The organism is Pseudomonadota bacterium, assembly GCA_011049115.1.
Classification (GTDB): Bacteria; Desulfobacterota; Anaeroferrophillalia; order Anaeroferrophillales; family Tharpellaceae; genus DSCM01.
The window spans coordinates 1-15,466 of sequence record DSCM01000033.1 but is presented as its reverse complement, the minus strand read 5'-3'; the positions used below and the strand labels follow the sequence as shown (position 1 = coordinate 15,466).

Here is a 15,466-nt window from a genome sequence, read left to right as displayed (position 1 = left end):
CATCACTGACCGTGATCGTAACCTTCTCCGCCACCGGGCCGGCTTCTTCGGGAAAATCCGGTTCGGGCAGGCTGAACCGACGTTCGAAAATAGCCGCCAACTCCCGCGCAACCCCGATCACGCTGAGACAGTCACCGCGATTAGGGGTTATTTCAACCTCTAGAATGGTGTCCTGGAGTCCGAGTAGTTCAACCACCGGCTGCCCCAGAGCAACATCATTCGACAAAATCATAATCCCGGCGGACTCTTCTTCAAATCCCAGCTCCGCCGCGGAACAAAGCATTCCGCACGAGAGCTCACCGCGAATTTTAGACTTTTTAATGGTAAGTCCGTTGGGCAAAGTGGCGCCGACCGGAGCCAGGGCAACCCGGTCCCCGGCTTTCATATTACGGGCCCCGCAAACTATCGCCAGCTCATTTTGACCATCGCTGACCCGGCACAACGTGAGTTTATCGGCTTCAGGATGAGCCCGCAGATCAATGATAGCGGCGCTGACCACCTGCTCAAGACCGGCGGGGCACAACCGCCTGACGGCGGCCACCTCAAGTCCGGCCATAGTCAGACGGGCGGCCGCTATTTCTGGGTCGATTCCCGTAAGATCGACAAACTCAGACATCCAGTTCCAGCTTATGAGCATTACTCTTCCAATTAATACTTGATGGTTTCGTTAATCATCGCCCCGGCGCATACACTCATGAAGACGTCCCATCGAAGGCGGACGCCACTCCTCAGCCGGGCCCTTAACTTCGCCGGGTTGAAGATCGATTTCGGAAAGATTGAGCAGGTCTAGAACTGGCGCAGGAAACGTAAATTATTGCCGAAAAACAGGCGCAGATCATCGATGCCGTAACGCAGCATGGCCAAACGCTCGATCCCCATGCCGAAAGCAAAACCGGAATAAATTTCGGGATCATAATCAACAAAACGATAGACCTCCGGGTCAACCATGCCGCAACCCAGAATTTCAAGCCAGCCGGTCTGGCCGCACACCCGGCAACCCTTGCCTTGACACATAACGCAACTGATATCGACTTCGGCGCTGGGTTCGGTAAAAGGGAAATAGCTGGGACGAAAACGCACCCCGGCCCGACTTCCGAAAAAAGCCTGCAGAAAAGCCACCAGCACCCCTTTCAGATCAGCGAAGGTAACCTTGCGGTCAACCAGCAGACCTTCGATCTGATCGAACATCGGGGTATGAGTGAGATCCGAATCGCAGCGATAGACCCGACCCGGGGCGATAATTTTGACCGGCGGGCACTGGCGCTCCATGACCCGCACCTGCACGGGCGAGGTATGGGTCCGCAGCACCACATCATCATCCACATAAAAGGTATCCTGCATCTGGCGAGCAGGATGATCCCGCGGAATGTTCAGGGCTTCAAAATTATAATAATCCAACTCGACTTCAGGCCCCTGGGCCACGCTGAAGCCCATGCGCTTGAAGATCGCGCAGACATCCTCGGTAATCTGGGTTATCGGATGAACCCGGCCAAGCGTGCGCCGGCGTCCCGGCAGGGTAACGTCAACCGCCCCGGCCGCCATCCGCCGGCGCGACTCGGCCTCTTCGAATTTAACCCGAACCTCATCAAGCAAGGCCTCAATCTGCTGTTTAACCTGATTGGCCAGTTTACCCGCCACCGGTTTTTCTTCCGGGGAAAGACCGCCCAGCTCCTTCAGAAGAAGGGTCAGGCTTCCCTTGCGTCCCAGAAGATCGACCCGCAGGTTTTCCAGATCAACCAAAGACTGAAGCCCGGCAATAGTTCCCCGGGCTTCATCCAGCAGTCCGCGCAAACGCTCTTTCATAAACGATCAGACTGCCAGGGCGGCGCTGGCAAGATCGACGTACTTTCCGAAGGCGGCCGGATCGTTGACCGCGATATCGGCCAGGATTTTACGGTCGACTTCGATTTCCGCCTGGTTCAAACCAGCCATGAAACGACTGTAAGAAAGGCCATGCAGACGGGCGGCCGCATTGATCCGCTGAATCCAAAGACTGCGGAACTCGCGTTTCCGCACCCGCCGGTCGCGGAAGGCGTAATTCAGCGCCCGATCAACCGTCTCGGCGGCGCTGCGGAAAAGCTTACTGCGAGCCCCACGATAGCCTTTGGCCATTTTCAGAATTTTTTTATGTCTTCTGCGGGCCTTGAACCCACCCTTTACTCTTGGCATTTTAATACTCCTGACTATTTATAGGTAGGGCAGCATCCGGCTGATACTGCGCTGGTTGGCGCTGTCCACCAGGGTCGCCTTGCGTAGATTACGTTTTCTTTTCCGGGTTTTACAATTGAGCAGGTGGCTGGCGTAAGCTTTACGCCGCGACACCTTGCCGGTGCCGGTAAGCTTGAAACGTTTTTTAGCACCGCTATTGGACTTGATTTTCGGCATAACCCTCAGACTCCTTGACTCTTGAATATATTCACGCCTGTTTCACCGGTCCCCACCAGCCGACGGCCATTTTCTCCCAGGGACTCAGACAGACAACTATTTTGTTTTCTTCGCCGGCCCCAGAACCATCATCAGCTGACGCCCTTCACGCTTGGCGTGCTGTTCGACAACCCCGTATTCCTTAACCTGTTCCGCGACCTTAACCAGGAGATCATGCCCCTGTTCGGCATAAGCCATTTCCCGCCCCCGAAAACGAATAGTCACCTTGACCTTGTCCCCGTCCTCTAAGAAGCGGATGATACTCCTCGTTTTGACCTCAATATCGTGAACATCGGTACCGGGTCGCATCTTGATCTCTTTAACCTGAATTACGGTCTGTTTTTTCTTGGCTTCCTGCGCCCTTTTACTTTGCTGATATTTAAACTTTCCGTAATCCATTACCTTGCAGACCGGCGGAGTCGCCTGCGGAGAGACTTCCACCAGATCAAGCCCCCGCGCCTCGGCGTAGGCTACCGCCTCATTGGTATCAACAACCCCGACCTGTTCGCCGCCATCACCAATCAGTCTTACCTGTGGGATTTTAATCTGACGATTGACTCTTACTTTTTCAGCAACTATGGGAAACCTCCTGACATAACTGTCGACAACTACATACTTATAGTTCAGCGGCCTTTAACTCATTGCGCAGATGCTTGATAAAATCTTCGAGACTTTGACTTTCCAGGGTTTCGCCTTGTTCACGCAGGCGCGGAGACACGCTCCGGGAAGAAACTTCCTGCTCCCCGATCACCAACATATAAGGAATCTTGTCGAGCTGGGCTTCGCGGATTTTTTTACCGAGCTTTTCGTTGCGCAGATCAGCGAAAACCCGAATGCCGGCGGCCTGCAAATTATCGGCCACCTCCCGCCCGTACTCATTATGAGCTTCGGTAACCGTCAACACCCGTACCTGCTCAGGAGCCAACCACAACGGAAATGCCCCGGCGTAATGCTCGATAAGAATTCCGATAAAACGCTCGATCGACCCCAGAATAACCCGATGCAGCATGACCGGACGGTGTTTATCTCCATCGGCCCCTATATAACTCAAATCAAAACGTTCGGGCAAGGTAAAATCGCACTGGATGGTCGCACACTGCCACTCACGCCCCAGCGCATCTTTAAGTTTAACATCTATCTTGGGACCGTAAAAGGCCCCGTCTCCGGCATTAACCTGATATTCCAGGCCATTCTTTCCCAGAGCCTCGATCAAAGCCTGAGTCGCCCTCTCCCAGTCGGCGTCACTACCGATTGATTTCTCTGCGGGCCGCGTACTGAGCTCCAGGGAATAGGGAAAACCGAAGAGCCGCATGACCTCGGCGACAAACTCAAGGATAGCGGCAATCTCCGCCTGCAATTGCTCCGGAGCGCAGATAATATGGGCATCATCCTGAGTAAAGCAGCGAACCCGCAACAATCCGTGCAAAACTCCGGAAGCCTCATGCCGATGCACGGTTCCCAACTCAAAATAGCGCAAGGGCAGATCCCGATAGCTGCGCAGTCGCGAATTGTAAATCAGCATATGGGCCAGGCAGTTCATCGGCTTGATGCCATACTCCTGGCCTTCGCCGCAGTCCTCGGCATCTTCCCGAATCCGGGTAAAATACATATTCTCCCGGTAATTTTCAAAATGTCCCGAACGCTTCCAGAGATCGGCTTTGAGCATCTGGGGCCCCATGACAATCTGGTAGCCTCTTTTCAGATGCTGCCGCCGCTCGAAATCTTCCAGCAGGGTCCGCAGCAAAGCCCCCTTGGGATGCCAGATCACGAAGCCGGCCCCGGCTTCGTCCTGAATACTGAACAGATCAAGTTCCCGACCCAGCTTGCGATGATCTCTCTTTTTGGCCTCTTCCAGCAGGAAAAGATGCTTCTGCAGGGCCTCCTTATCCGCGAAGGCGGTACCATAAATCCGCTGCAGCATACGGTTTTTGACATCCCCGCGCCAATAGGCGCCGGCGACACTCAAAAGCTTGAAGACCCCTCTCAGATACGAAGTGTCCGGCAGGTGCGGCCCTCGGCAGAGATCGACGAAATCGCCGCTCTGGTACAGCGACAGCGGTTCGTCGGCCGCCAGATCGTTAATCAGCTCAACCTTGTAGTCTTCACCCAGGTCTCGGAAAAGCGCCAGCGCTTCCTGCCGCTCAACTTCACGCCGAACAAAGCTGCGCCCCTTTTTGACCAGCTCCTTCATCTGTTTTTCAATCGCCTGCAGATCTTCCGGGGTGAACGGCCTGTCCACATCAAAATCGTAATAAAAACCGTCCTTGATAGCCGGTCCGATGGTGACCATGGCCTGAGGAAACAAATTCTTTACCGCCTCCGCCATAACGTGGGCGGCGCTGTGCCGCAGGACTTCGAGACCGGCGGAAGAATCTTTTTCAACCAGGAAAACCTCGTCTCCATCCGCCGGCACACTTTTGAGATCGACCAGCCGCTCACCAATACGAGCGGCTACAACCTCTCGCAAACGAGCCTTATCCTGCTCGGCCAGATGCTCAAAAAGCGTTCGGCCATCCGCCGGCAGAGACAGGGGTGAAAAAGGCGAGGATTTCGGTGTCAGATGAAGAGTCAGCATAAGATTCGAGTAGGCAGCAAAAAACAAAAATAGAGGCGCCACGAAAAATCCGCAGATAAAAACCCACCGACCGTGACACCTCTAGCGAATTTTCGTGGTAGGCACAGGCGGATTTGAACCGCCGACTTCTACCGTGTCAAGGTAGCGCTCTCCCCCTGAGCTATGCGCCTACAATCATTGGTGCTTTTGCCGATTAACAGCGGCGGAGGAGCTAGTTATCAACTTTACGCGCCAATGTCAAGACATTTTCACAAAAGTTCGCTTTCAAAACGACTCTATTTTCCCCACGGGCCGAAGCGATCGAAAAAACCGGAAACCGAAAAACGTGAGCTCCGCCGAAAAAACCGCCTGCGCTCAACCGCTCTCACCGTTTGCGTTGCCACCTGGTACCCTCGACCGAATCCTTGAGCGCCACCCCACGCTGCTCAAGCAGGTCACGCAGGCGATCGGCTTCCGCCCAGTCACGCGCCTTACGGGCCGCCGCCCTTTCGGCAATCAACCCTTCGATCTCGGCCACAGTCAGGCCCTCATCCCGAGCCTCGAATGAAGCCCGCTGCAGAAAAGCCGCCGGAGCCTCCTGCAAGAGCCCCAGAGCCCAACCGATTTCCCGCATAAACGCAAGCACCCGGGCCGCCTCCGGCGAGGAAAGCCGACCCTCGTCGAGACGACGATTAATCTCTTTACTGATTTCAAAAAACACCGCGATTGCCGCGGCGGTATTAAAATCATCATCCATGGCGGCGATAAATTCCCGGCGCCAGGAATTTATCGCCTCTTCCACCGGCAGCTCCGGCTGCGCCGGATCCGCCCCGGCTTTTTCCTGCAGACGATCAAGCAACAGATACAGACGCTCCAAACCGGACTCAGCCACAGCGACATTTTCCCGGGAAAAATCAATCGGCGAACGATAATGGCTGGAAACCACGAAGAAACGCAGAACTTCGGGATGGCAGGTCTCCAGCAACTCCCGAATGGTCAGGAAATTACCCAGGGATTTGGACATCTTCTCCTGGTCGATATTGACAAAGCCGTTATGCACCCAGTAATGGGCCAGAGGCTTGCCATGAGCTCCCTCCGACTGCGCGATTTCATTTTCGTGATGGGGAAAGATCAGATCCTTGCCGCCGCCATGAATATCGAACGTCTCACCGAGAAATTTCCGACTCATGGCCGAACACTCGATATGCCAGCCCGGCCGTCCCTCGCCCCAGGGGCTGGGCCAGCTCGGTTCCCCCGCCTTACTGCTTTTCCACAAAGCAAAATCAAGTGGCGACTCCTTGCGGTCATCAACATCTACACGGGCTCCGGAAAGCAGATCCTCAATATTTTTCCCGGAAAGCTTGCCATACCCCTTAAACGCCTGCAGGCGGTAATAAACATCGCCGTCCACCGCATAGGCCAACCCTTTATCCTCCAGTTTCTTCACCAGCGCGATAATCTCGCCGATGTAATCGGTAGCCCGGGGCTCATGCGTGGGTTTGAGCAGTCCCAGACGATCCATATCCTTGTAAAATTCCTCGATATACTGCTCGGCCAGGGCTTTCCACGAGATACCGCGCTCATGGGAACGATTGATGATCTTGTCATCGATATCGGTGAAATTGCGAACAAAGTTAACCTCATAACCGCGATACTGAAGATAACGATAAATCACATCAAAAACCACCAGGGAGCGGGCATGCCCGATATGACAAAGATCGTACACGGTAACCCCACAGGCATAGATACCGATCTTACCGGGCTCCAACGGCACAAATTCCTCTTTGCGGCGATTCAGCGAATTATAGATCTGCACAACTAATCCTTTCTGCTTAAATTTAAGGAAACGGTTCGAGGGCAAAAAAATGGCGTTTCAAAAAAACAAACGTAACCCTTCAGCCAACCCGGATATCCTGATTCCCGCAAATGAATTTCGGCAGCCAACCACCAGGCTGAAGAGTTACAAGCAAACAAAATAATCGGCCGGCCATTTTTTTGTTTTTCCTGTCTTGACATTATATTTTTTTTGGTCTAGAAGTGTCAACTCTTTTCGCCCGGGCAGTTTTCCCGGGAGAAAGCCTGAAGCTGTGAGTTTGCAACCGCAAGAAAGTTTTTTGACATTGCCGAAGTGGCGGAACTGGTAGACGCGCTAGGTTCAGGGTCTAGTGGGAGTATTCCTGTGGAGGTTCGAGTCCTCTCTTCGGCACCAAAAATCTTAAAATGGCCTGTAAATGACTAATTTACAGGCCATTTTTTTTACTTTTACGGCAAAAATCTTAACCTTCTCCGGGTGACGGCGCCGGCCGACTACTGCCTATTGGTCGCGCTTAAGTACAAACAGTTTTGAAAAACTTCATCCCCTCTACCATTCCGAAAATTGCCGCGACCGCAGCCCTGATCTTGCTGTTCCTGACTGTCGGCCGCTGGTGGTTTGCCGGCCGCGACATTTCACGTTTTATCGTCTGCGGCGAGCGCTGCACCGACTCGGCCGCGCTGCCGACCCCTTTAGAAGTTCTCCCGCAAAGCCACGGTTACGATGGTCAGTTTTTTGCGCGCCTGGCTTTTGCACCGTTCGACAAAAGAAAAACCGCCCACGGCATCACCCTTGATTCTCCGGCTTATCGCCAACAACGCATACTCTATCCCCTGTTGGCCTGGCTGACCGCGGCCGGCGACCCCGCCCGAGTCCCCTGGACCATGGTACTGATCAATTTTTGCGCCCTGATCGGAATTGCCGTAATCAGCGCCCTGATCCTTCGGGCTTATGCCATGCATCCCGGCTACGGGATTCTGGTCATGCTGAGCAGCGGTTTCATTTTGAGTTTCGGCCGCAATCTGGCGGAACCTCTGAGCGGATTCCTCACGATCTCGGCGCTTTATTTTTTCCTGCAACACCGCCTCGCCGGCTGCGCGGTCCTGGCCTCCTGCAGCGTACTCACCCGCGAGCCATCCCTGATTACCTTTGCCGCACTCGGTCTGACGACGATGTGGGATCGTCTTCAGGGGCAACGAAAAACCGAAGATTTCCAATTCCTCTGGCTCCTGTTGCCCCTGATTATCTTTTTGGGCTGGCAAACCTATCTTACCAACCTGTGGGGCCACCCTCCGTTCCTCAGCGGACCGAGTCTCAACCCCTGGCCCTTAAAAGATTTTTTTATCCAGCTGGCCCGACATCCATATCTGACCAAACCATTTGAAGCTTCAGTTCTGATTCTTTACCTGGCCTGGCATCTCTGGCTCGCCCTGCAGGTCTTGATTTCCTGCTCAAAGCGCCTGCGAGACCACAACTCCGCACAGAGAAAAAACCTTGCGGCAATTCGCCTGGCCTGGACCTTCTGGACGCTTTTCGCCACCTGCCTGCCGCTGTGCATATGGGAAGACGATTGGGGTTTCACCCGCATTCTGGCGGAGTGGAGTCTGCTGGGCTGGCTCTGCCTGTTTACCGCCCGGCAAAAACCGCAAAAAAGTTTTATTCTTTTCACCCTGTTCCTGGCCTCGGGCTCGCTGCTACGCTTGTGGCTGAGACCATAGCCAACCGCAGAAGGCAGGCCGCCGCAAAAACACTCAACCAATCTCAAGAAACTCGTAACAACTCTTGAAAATCGCAAAAACGGGATGGAACAGCAGAAACAGCTCCGCACGCGAGGCGCCCTGAACCTAAGGGCATGAGGCGGACATAGAAGGACGCCGCCGTGACGCTCATCCGGCCTTGGGACCGGAAAAGGTTGAAGAAAAACGAGGCCGGTGGAGTGGTCATAAAGCCATTAAACTTCAATTCCACATAACAAAAAATGAGTAGAGACCATGAATAAACCTTCCGGAAACGAGACCATTTACCTGAAAGATTATCAGCCGCCGGCATTTACCGTTGTCGACCTCTCTCTGCACTTTTCCTTGGGGCGAAAACGGACCCTGGTCACCAGCAAGATGGAGCTGAAGCGCGCCCCCCAAACCCCGGCCAACCGACCTTTAGAGCTTGACGGCCGGCAGCTGGAGCTGCTCCGAATCGAACTAAATGGCCACCCGCTGACCGCAAACGCGTACACGATTACCCCCAGACAGCTGACCATCGCAACTCCGCCGGCTCATTTCACCCTGGAGATCGTTACCACCTTCAACCCGGAAAGCAATACCAGTCTCGAAGGTCTTTACGCTTCGAATGCCCTGCTCTGCACTCAATGCGAAGCCCACGGCTTCAGCCGCATCACCTATTTTCCAGACCGGCCCGACGTCCTGACTCGGTTTACCACCACCATTGAAGCCGACCGGGATGAATTTCCAGTCCTTTTAAGCAACGGCAACCTGATTGCCCAGGGAGAGCTTCCCGGGCGACGTCATTTTGCCGTCTGGCAGGACCCGTTTAAAAAGCCAGCCTACCTCTTTGCGTTGGTTGCAGGCCGCCTGACAACCGTGAAAGACAGCTTCACAACCAACACACAGCGACAGGTGGAAATTCATTTCCATGTTGAAGAACAAAACCGAGACAAATGCGCCCACGCCATCAAAGCCCTGAAAAAAGCCATGTCCTGGGATGAAAAAGAGTACGGTCTGGAATACGATCTCGACCTTTATCAGGTCGTTGCGGTTAATGATTTCAATTTCGGAGCGATGGAAAACAAGGGACTCAATATCTTTAATGCAAAATACATCCTCGCCCAACCGGAAAGCGCGACCGACAGTGATTACGAAGCGATTGAAAGCGTGATCGCGCACGAATATCTGCACAACTGGACCGGCAACCGTGTCACCTGCCGGGACTGGTTTCAATTAAGCCTGAAAGAGGGCCTGACGGTTTTTCGGGATCAGCAGTATGGAGCCTGGGCTTTCCCCGGCGGCGGCCGGCGCATCCGCGAGGTCCGCCGCCTGCGCAGTTTTCAGTTTCCCGAGGATGCCGGGCCGCTGGCCCATCCCGTCCAACCCAAGGAATATATTGAAATCAACAATTTTTACACGACGACCATCTATGAAAAAGGAGCGGAGCTCATCGGCATGCTGGCCACCCTCCTCGGTCGGGAAAAATTCAGGCGGGGCCTGCGCCTTTATCTTCAACGCCACGACGGCCAGGCCGCGACCATTGAGGATCTGTTGGCCGCCATGGCGGAGACCGGAGACCGTGACCTGCAACAATTTCGGCGCTGGTACGACCAAGCCGGAACCCCGACCCTGACTATTCGGCGCCGGTGGCTGCCGGCCGCAGCTGAACTGCAGCTCACCATTGAACAGCAGACCCCGGCAACTGCGGGACAAAGCGAAAAGCTACCGCTGCATCTGCCGCTGGCCATCGCCCTGCTTTTCCCGGATACTCCGACCAAGTCCTGCCCGGCATCCGCAGAGCGACAAAGGACTGCGGGTGACACCCTGATCCTCGAAATCAGAAAGCCAAAGGAGGTCTTTCATTTTCCGAATTGCCCACAGGAACCTCTCCTTTCCCTGCTGCGCGGATTTTCCGCCCCGGTAAAAATCATTGATGACTACAACGATCATGAGCTGGCGTTACTGACACTCTGCGACCAGGACCCTTTCAGCCGCTGGGAGGCAGCGCAAAAGCTGGCCATCAAGGCAATTCTCCTAAGAATCAATGGCGCCCAAGAACAGTACTCCGAGACCGAGCTGTTGTTCAGCCAAACCTTCGGCGCCCTGCTGGATCAGACCTGGCCCGACACGATGGCCGACTGCGTCGCCGAACTTTTGACCCTGCCGGATGAAATTCACCTTGCCGAACAACTGGCCGTCATCGACCCGCTACAGATCTGCCAGGCCCGGCAGCAGCTGAAAACCCGGCTGGCCCGCGACTGGGAAAAAGAGCTGCACAAACTTTACCATCTCCATCAGAGCCACGAACCATACCAACCGCTTCCCGAGGAAATGGCCCGACGGCGGCTGAAAAATCTTGCCCTTGACTACCTCGGCGCCCTGGGTGCCGAAACCGGAGGTGCCTGGGCCCTCTGCCGTGACCAGTTCAGCCGGGCCGACAACCTGACCGACAGACTCGCGGCCCTCAGCGGCCTGCTCGAAATGAGTCCACAGACCGAACCGGCCGAACTAAATCTGTTCTTTGAACAATGCCGCCCCGACCCCCTGCTCCTTGACCGCTGGTTTGCCCTGCAGGCCACCTGCCGGGTAACCACCCTGAACCGGATCATACAACTGCTCAAGCATCCTGATTTTAACCGCCACACCCCCAACCGGGTTCGAGCCCTGCTGGGCGGCTTCTGCGGTAATCAGACCGCCTTCCACCAGCAGGACGGTTCCGGTTATCGTCTACTGGCAACCGAGATCGCCACACTCGACCAGCTCAACCCGCAAGTGGCGGCCCGTCTGGCCGGCGCTTTCAGCCGCTGGCGCCGCTTTGCCGCCCCGTATGCGCAAAGGATGCACCTGGAACTGCAAAACCTTGCCCGCCAGCCTGAACTTTCCCGTGATTTGCGGGAAATAGTTTATAAAAGTTTAGCCGAGATGCCATGACTTCCCGCCCCTCAAATCAAGGCCAAGGAGGTCTCCGGCGCTATATTGATGAAGGAAAAAACTTTTGCGCCCCCCCGGAGAAGGTTTTCCCTGAAAACCGCGACCCGCATCAACCACGAACCAGCAAAAAAGGAATCCTTTCGGGTTCCTTTTTTGCTGGTTGGCCAGCGAACAACCGCATACAAAGCCCACAAATTACCGTCGCAAAGCCTCAAGTACAACCCGGGCTTCATTTCCGGCGCTAAAAGGTTCTCCGGCCAGCGCCTTTTCCAAGCTGACAATTGCGGCTTCGCGATGACCGAGAGCCTTTTGAATCATGCCCAGATGATAAAGGGCTTCAGGAACCTCCTTGATTTTTTCCTCAACCCCACCCAGTAAAGCCAGCGCCTTTTCATAATCACCCGCACGGAAATAAACCCAGGCTGCCGTATCCATGAGTACCGGTTCGGAGCGATTGTTTTCAAGATAGGGCTCCAGCAGTTTCTGCGCTCGGGCTATATTCTGCACTTCAGGCTGATACTCGGCAAAATAGTAGGCCAAATTATTGGCTGCCACCAGGGAGCGGGGATTTTTTTCGAGAACCTCTTCATAGATCACCGCCGCCTTGGCAAAGCTTCCGGTCTGTTCATAAAGATTGGCGAGGAGTAAGCCATAAATCTGATTTTCCGGATCTTTTTCGCGCAGTTCGAGGCCGTGATTCAAAGCCTCCTGGGGCGATCCCTGCAACAACTCCAACCGCACCAGGGTAAAAAGCGCGGCACGGTTATCCGGATCACGGGAAAGCACCCGGAGCAGGGCTGTGCGGGCCGGCGGAAAGTCCCGCATCGCCACCTGAACCTGAGCGAGAAGAACATTATAACGTGGATTTTCCGCGTCTTGGGCAAGATAGCGCCGGCAAAGCTCGAGCGCGTCGGCTGAGCGCCCGCGGCGCACCAGTAAACTGGCCGTCATCTCCAGCAACTCGTCATTTTCAGGATTTTGTTGCAAAGCCTTTTCCACCACGCCCAGGGCCTGCGCAAACTTACCTTCCTGCTGATAGAGACGGGACAGCAGAATTCCGACCGGAGCCAGCTTGCTGTCGCGTTCAAAAGCATTCTGCAACAATTCCAGGGCCAGTTTGGGCTCGTCATTGCCGAGATGGGCCTTGGCCAGACTGAACATCACCGGTACATTCTGCGGCAGTTCCTTGAGCACCGAGCGATATTCGACAATCGCCCCGTCGAAATCCCGCCGCTGCATCAAGAGATCACCTTTAAGAATCCGGGCGCCCAAATCATTGCCGTTTTCGCCCAGAATTTCATCCGCCAGCTTCAGGGCCGTATCAAACTCCTGCTCCTGAACCGCAATCTGAGCCAGCATCAGCTTGGCCTGAAGAAAGAGAGGCCCCGTTTTCATCCGTTCGAGATATGCCCCGAGCAACTGACGCGCCTCGTCGACCTGCTGCCGACCGAGCCGATATTTTGCCATCATCTCAGTCAAGACCAGGGATTCCGGCAAGTCATTAAGTCCTTGACGTAAAATTTCGAGAGATTTTTCCTCATGCCCCTGGTCCGCCAGAAAACGCACCAGCAGAACCCGAAAGCGTTCTTCTTTCGGATTTTCCGCGGACAGGCTTCGCAAAAGGGCTTCTGCCTCAACCTGGCGCTGATGCCGCAGATAAAACCGCACCAACAACAAACGAGCTTCCGCCTGATGTTCCGGTTCCTGTTGCCCGATCAGTTCCTGCAACTGAATTTGCGCTTCGTCCAGCTTATTCTGACGCTCCAGAACCGAGGCCAGCAACAGCCGTCCGGCGCGATGTCCCGGATCCACGCCAAGCAACTCCTCGAGATAAGCCTGAGCCTTGACGGAATCATCATTTTTCAAACTGAGGTTGGCCAGCATAATATAAAGGTCCGCTTCCTGCGAGCCTGCGGCTTTCAATTTTTCCAACACAAAAACGGCTTCCTTCTCCTTACCCAGGGCGGCCAGACTGGCTCCGCGCAACAGCTGAGCTTCCGCGTGTTCCGGACTGGCGGTCAGAAGTTTGTCGGCCCGGGCCAGGGCCTGTTCATGCTCCCCTCCCATCAGCAACAAACGCCCAACCATAACCTCGGCCGCCGTCAGAGCGTCATTGAGTTCCAGAGCCTTGTTGAAATAACCGTAGGCTTTCTTATAATCATTTTGTTTAAAGGAGCACATGCCCAGCAGATAGTAGCCCTGAGCGAACTTCGGATCCGTCTGAATCGCGTTTTTAATCTCCAGGGTCGCTTTGACATAATCTCCCTGTTCATAAAAAGCCGCTCCCTTGTCATAAAACTTGTCCCGTTTAGCCTGCGGTCCATCACCACAGCCCAACAGAATCAAAGCCAGTCCCAGCACAGCTAACAATTTCATTCCGCGCAGCATAGCCACCTCCTCATTTAATCAAGTCACGCTCAACCAAATTCCTTTAAATCACAAAACCAACCTTCTCCAAGGATGTCGGAGGTAACCGCGACAAGGCAACCGCCGGAGAACCGTACCTCGACCCGAGGTCTCAGTTTTCAGAAGTGGATGTCTGCCACCGGAAGCTTTCGCAAATTTTTTTCACGAAAACCCTCAGCGGTCGGCTCCGGGCAAAAACTGATCAAGCAAAGGCAGCGCCTCGGCCATAAACTGCCGAAGCCTGAAATCGGCCCGGTCCGCCTCCTCAAACTCAGCCAACGGAGTGATCAGGCGCACCAGGGCGCCATCCGTGCGCTGTTTGGTCAGAGAATCCCAGAAAACATAAATTTTCAACTGGTAAGCATTCGTCAGATTACGCCCTCGCTGCGGGAACCAGTAATAAACCAGCTGACGCACGCCGTTTTTCACCATAAAAACCCGGTTCACCGAAATCGGCCCGTAACCATCTATCTCCAGTTCGGTCTCAACCACATTCTGAAAAACCCAGCCGCCGCCGGTCAAGCATGAAGCCGGAGAATGAATCGACTCCCCCTTGCGCTGACTTTCATAGTAGGCCGTATAAAAATTTATTTTCTGCCCCTTGTCGTTTTCATAATCGATAATAAAATAATCGCTCAGATCCAGGGCATCGACAAAAATCTGCTCCATGACCTGAAACTCTCCCCGCCAGGGACCGAGGTTCAAGGGAAACTGCGCCAGAGGTTTAATCACCGGAACCTTTTCGCGAAACTCAATCCCGCGTGACAGCCCCCAGGTCAACAACAATAACAGCGCGGCCAGCGCCAAAGCTATCTTTTGCCGCCCCGGAGGTGTTTTCAGGAAAAGACTCCCGCCACGCTGCAAGCCCGAGATCTCTTTGCCAGGCGAAATTTTCCGGCGTCCGGGAAGGCTTAGCAGCCACATTTCCAGAAGCAGCATCGCCAGCGTCACCATAAAAATCAGCCAACCGGAAAAATCATGAAAGAAACCCTCCGCCACTTGGGAACCGAAAGGCTCATAGAGAAGCCCGGTAGCCGCGATCCTGGCACTATTGGTCAGGACAATCAAGGGCAGGGTCGAGAGCACAAGAAGCCCCCGTTTCCAGAATGGCGCCCGAAAAAACCAGGCCAGAAGTAAGCCGAGAATGACTATCGGAAAAAGATAGCGCAACCCACTGCAGGCATCCACCACCTGCAGCTGAGTAAACCCAAGATCAATAACATTACCTTCGCGGTAAGCCGATATGCCGGCCCACTGCATGATCTCGACTCCGAGCTGTGAAGAGAGCAGCTTCAGTTTCAGAGACAGGCGGTCATGCAGGAAACTGGGCAGAGGAAACATTGCCGGAATCATCAGCAACGGAAATAAAATCTGCCGGAAACGAGCGCCACCGGCATGAATCCAGACCAAACCCAACAAAACCAGCCAGGCTCCTAAATAAAGCGTCAGATACTCTCCCCCAAGCTCCCCCATCCAGAAAAAGGCGATCCCCGTCAACAGCAGCCCGAAACCACAAACGGAGACCTCTGCTGGAAAACGCCGCCAGGCCTCCCTTTTTTCCCAGATCATGTAAGCGATAACCAAGGGAACAAGATAACAGTAGCTGTAATCTTCACT

11 protein-coding genes and 2 tRNA genes are annotated in these 15,466 nt (G+C 54.5%); 3 read left to right on the top strand and 10 right to left on the bottom strand.

The window, feature by feature from the left end:
- The 8 genes from ENN66_03130 to ENN66_03095 all read right to left on the bottom strand — a co-directional run.
- On the bottom strand, window positions 1-637 hold a 637-nt coding region (locus tag ENN66_03130), incomplete at its 3' end, for a phenylalanine--tRNA ligase subunit beta (protein ID HDS15602.1).
- Between the two features lie 149 nt (window positions 638-786).
- On the bottom strand, window positions 787-1,803 hold the full coding sequence (locus ENN66_03125; protein HDS15601.1) for a phenylalanine--tRNA ligase subunit alpha: 1,017 nt from the start codon (window positions 1,801-1,803) through the stop codon (window positions 787-789).
- 6 nt (window positions 1,804-1,809) lie between these two features.
- Window positions 1,810-2,169, bottom strand: a complete 360-nt coding sequence (locus tag ENN66_03120) for a 50S ribosomal protein L20 (GenBank protein HDS15600.1) — start codon at window positions 2,167-2,169, stop codon at window positions 1,810-1,812.
- Window positions 2,170-2,187: 18 nt separating this feature from the next.
- Window positions 2,188-2,385 carry a 50S ribosomal protein L35 gene (locus ENN66_03115; protein ID HDS15599.1) on the bottom strand — a complete coding sequence of 66 codons (198 nt, stop codon included), beginning with the start codon at window positions 2,383-2,385 and terminating at the stop codon, window positions 2,188-2,190.
- Between the two features lie 96 nt (window positions 2,386-2,481).
- The gene (locus ENN66_03110) at window positions 2,482-3,003 is read right to left on the bottom strand and encodes a translation initiation factor IF-3 (GenBank protein HDS15598.1); all 522 of its coding nucleotides are present in this window, start codon (window positions 3,001-3,003) and stop codon (window positions 2,482-2,484) included.
- A 37-nt stretch (window positions 3,004-3,040) separates the two neighbouring features.
- A complete protein-coding gene (thrS, locus tag ENN66_03105; GenBank protein ID HDS15597.1) occupies window positions 3,041-4,999 on the bottom strand; it encodes a threonine--tRNA ligase in 1,959 nt (652 codons plus the stop codon).
- Window positions 5,000-5,094: 95 nt separating this feature from the next.
- A tRNA-Val gene (locus tag ENN66_03100) sits at window positions 5,095-5,169 on the bottom strand.
- 194 nt (window positions 5,170-5,363) lie between these two features.
- Window positions 5,364-6,794 (bottom strand): cysteine--tRNA ligase, encoded by a 1,431-nt coding sequence (locus tag ENN66_03095; protein HDS15596.1) that lies wholly within the window; start codon window positions 6,792-6,794, stop codon window positions 5,364-5,366.
- Between the two features lie 306 nt (window positions 6,795-7,100).
- Between ENN66_03095 and ENN66_03090 the strand changes: the two genes are divergently transcribed.
- The 3 genes from ENN66_03090 to ENN66_03080 all read left to right on the top strand — a co-directional run bounded on the left by ENN66_03090 (window position 7,101) and on the right by ENN66_03080 (window position 11,443).
- A tRNA-Leu gene (locus tag ENN66_03090) sits at window positions 7,101-7,187 on the top strand.
- Between the two features lie 134 nt (window positions 7,188-7,321).
- Window positions 7,322-8,509, top strand: a complete 1,188-nt coding sequence (locus ENN66_03085; GenBank protein HDS15595.1) for a hypothetical protein — start codon at window positions 7,322-7,324, stop codon at window positions 8,507-8,509.
- Window positions 8,510-8,782: 273 nt separating this feature from the next.
- A complete protein-coding gene (locus ENN66_03080) occupies window positions 8,783-11,443 on the top strand; it encodes an aminopeptidase N (protein HDS15594.1) in 2,661 nt (886 codons plus the stop codon).
- A gap of 195 nt (window positions 11,444-11,638) precedes the next feature.
- Here the strand turns inward: ENN66_03080 and ENN66_03075 are convergent, their stop codons facing one another.
- Window positions 11,639-13,831, bottom strand: a complete 2,193-nt coding sequence (locus ENN66_03075) for a tetratricopeptide repeat protein (protein HDS15593.1) — start codon at window positions 13,829-13,831, stop codon at window positions 11,639-11,641.
- 192 nt (window positions 13,832-14,023) lie between these two features.
- The coding region (xrtD, locus tag ENN66_03070; protein ID HDS15592.1) for a VPLPA-CTERM-specific exosortase XrtD at window positions 14,024-15,466 on the bottom strand (1,443 nt) is incomplete at its 5' end.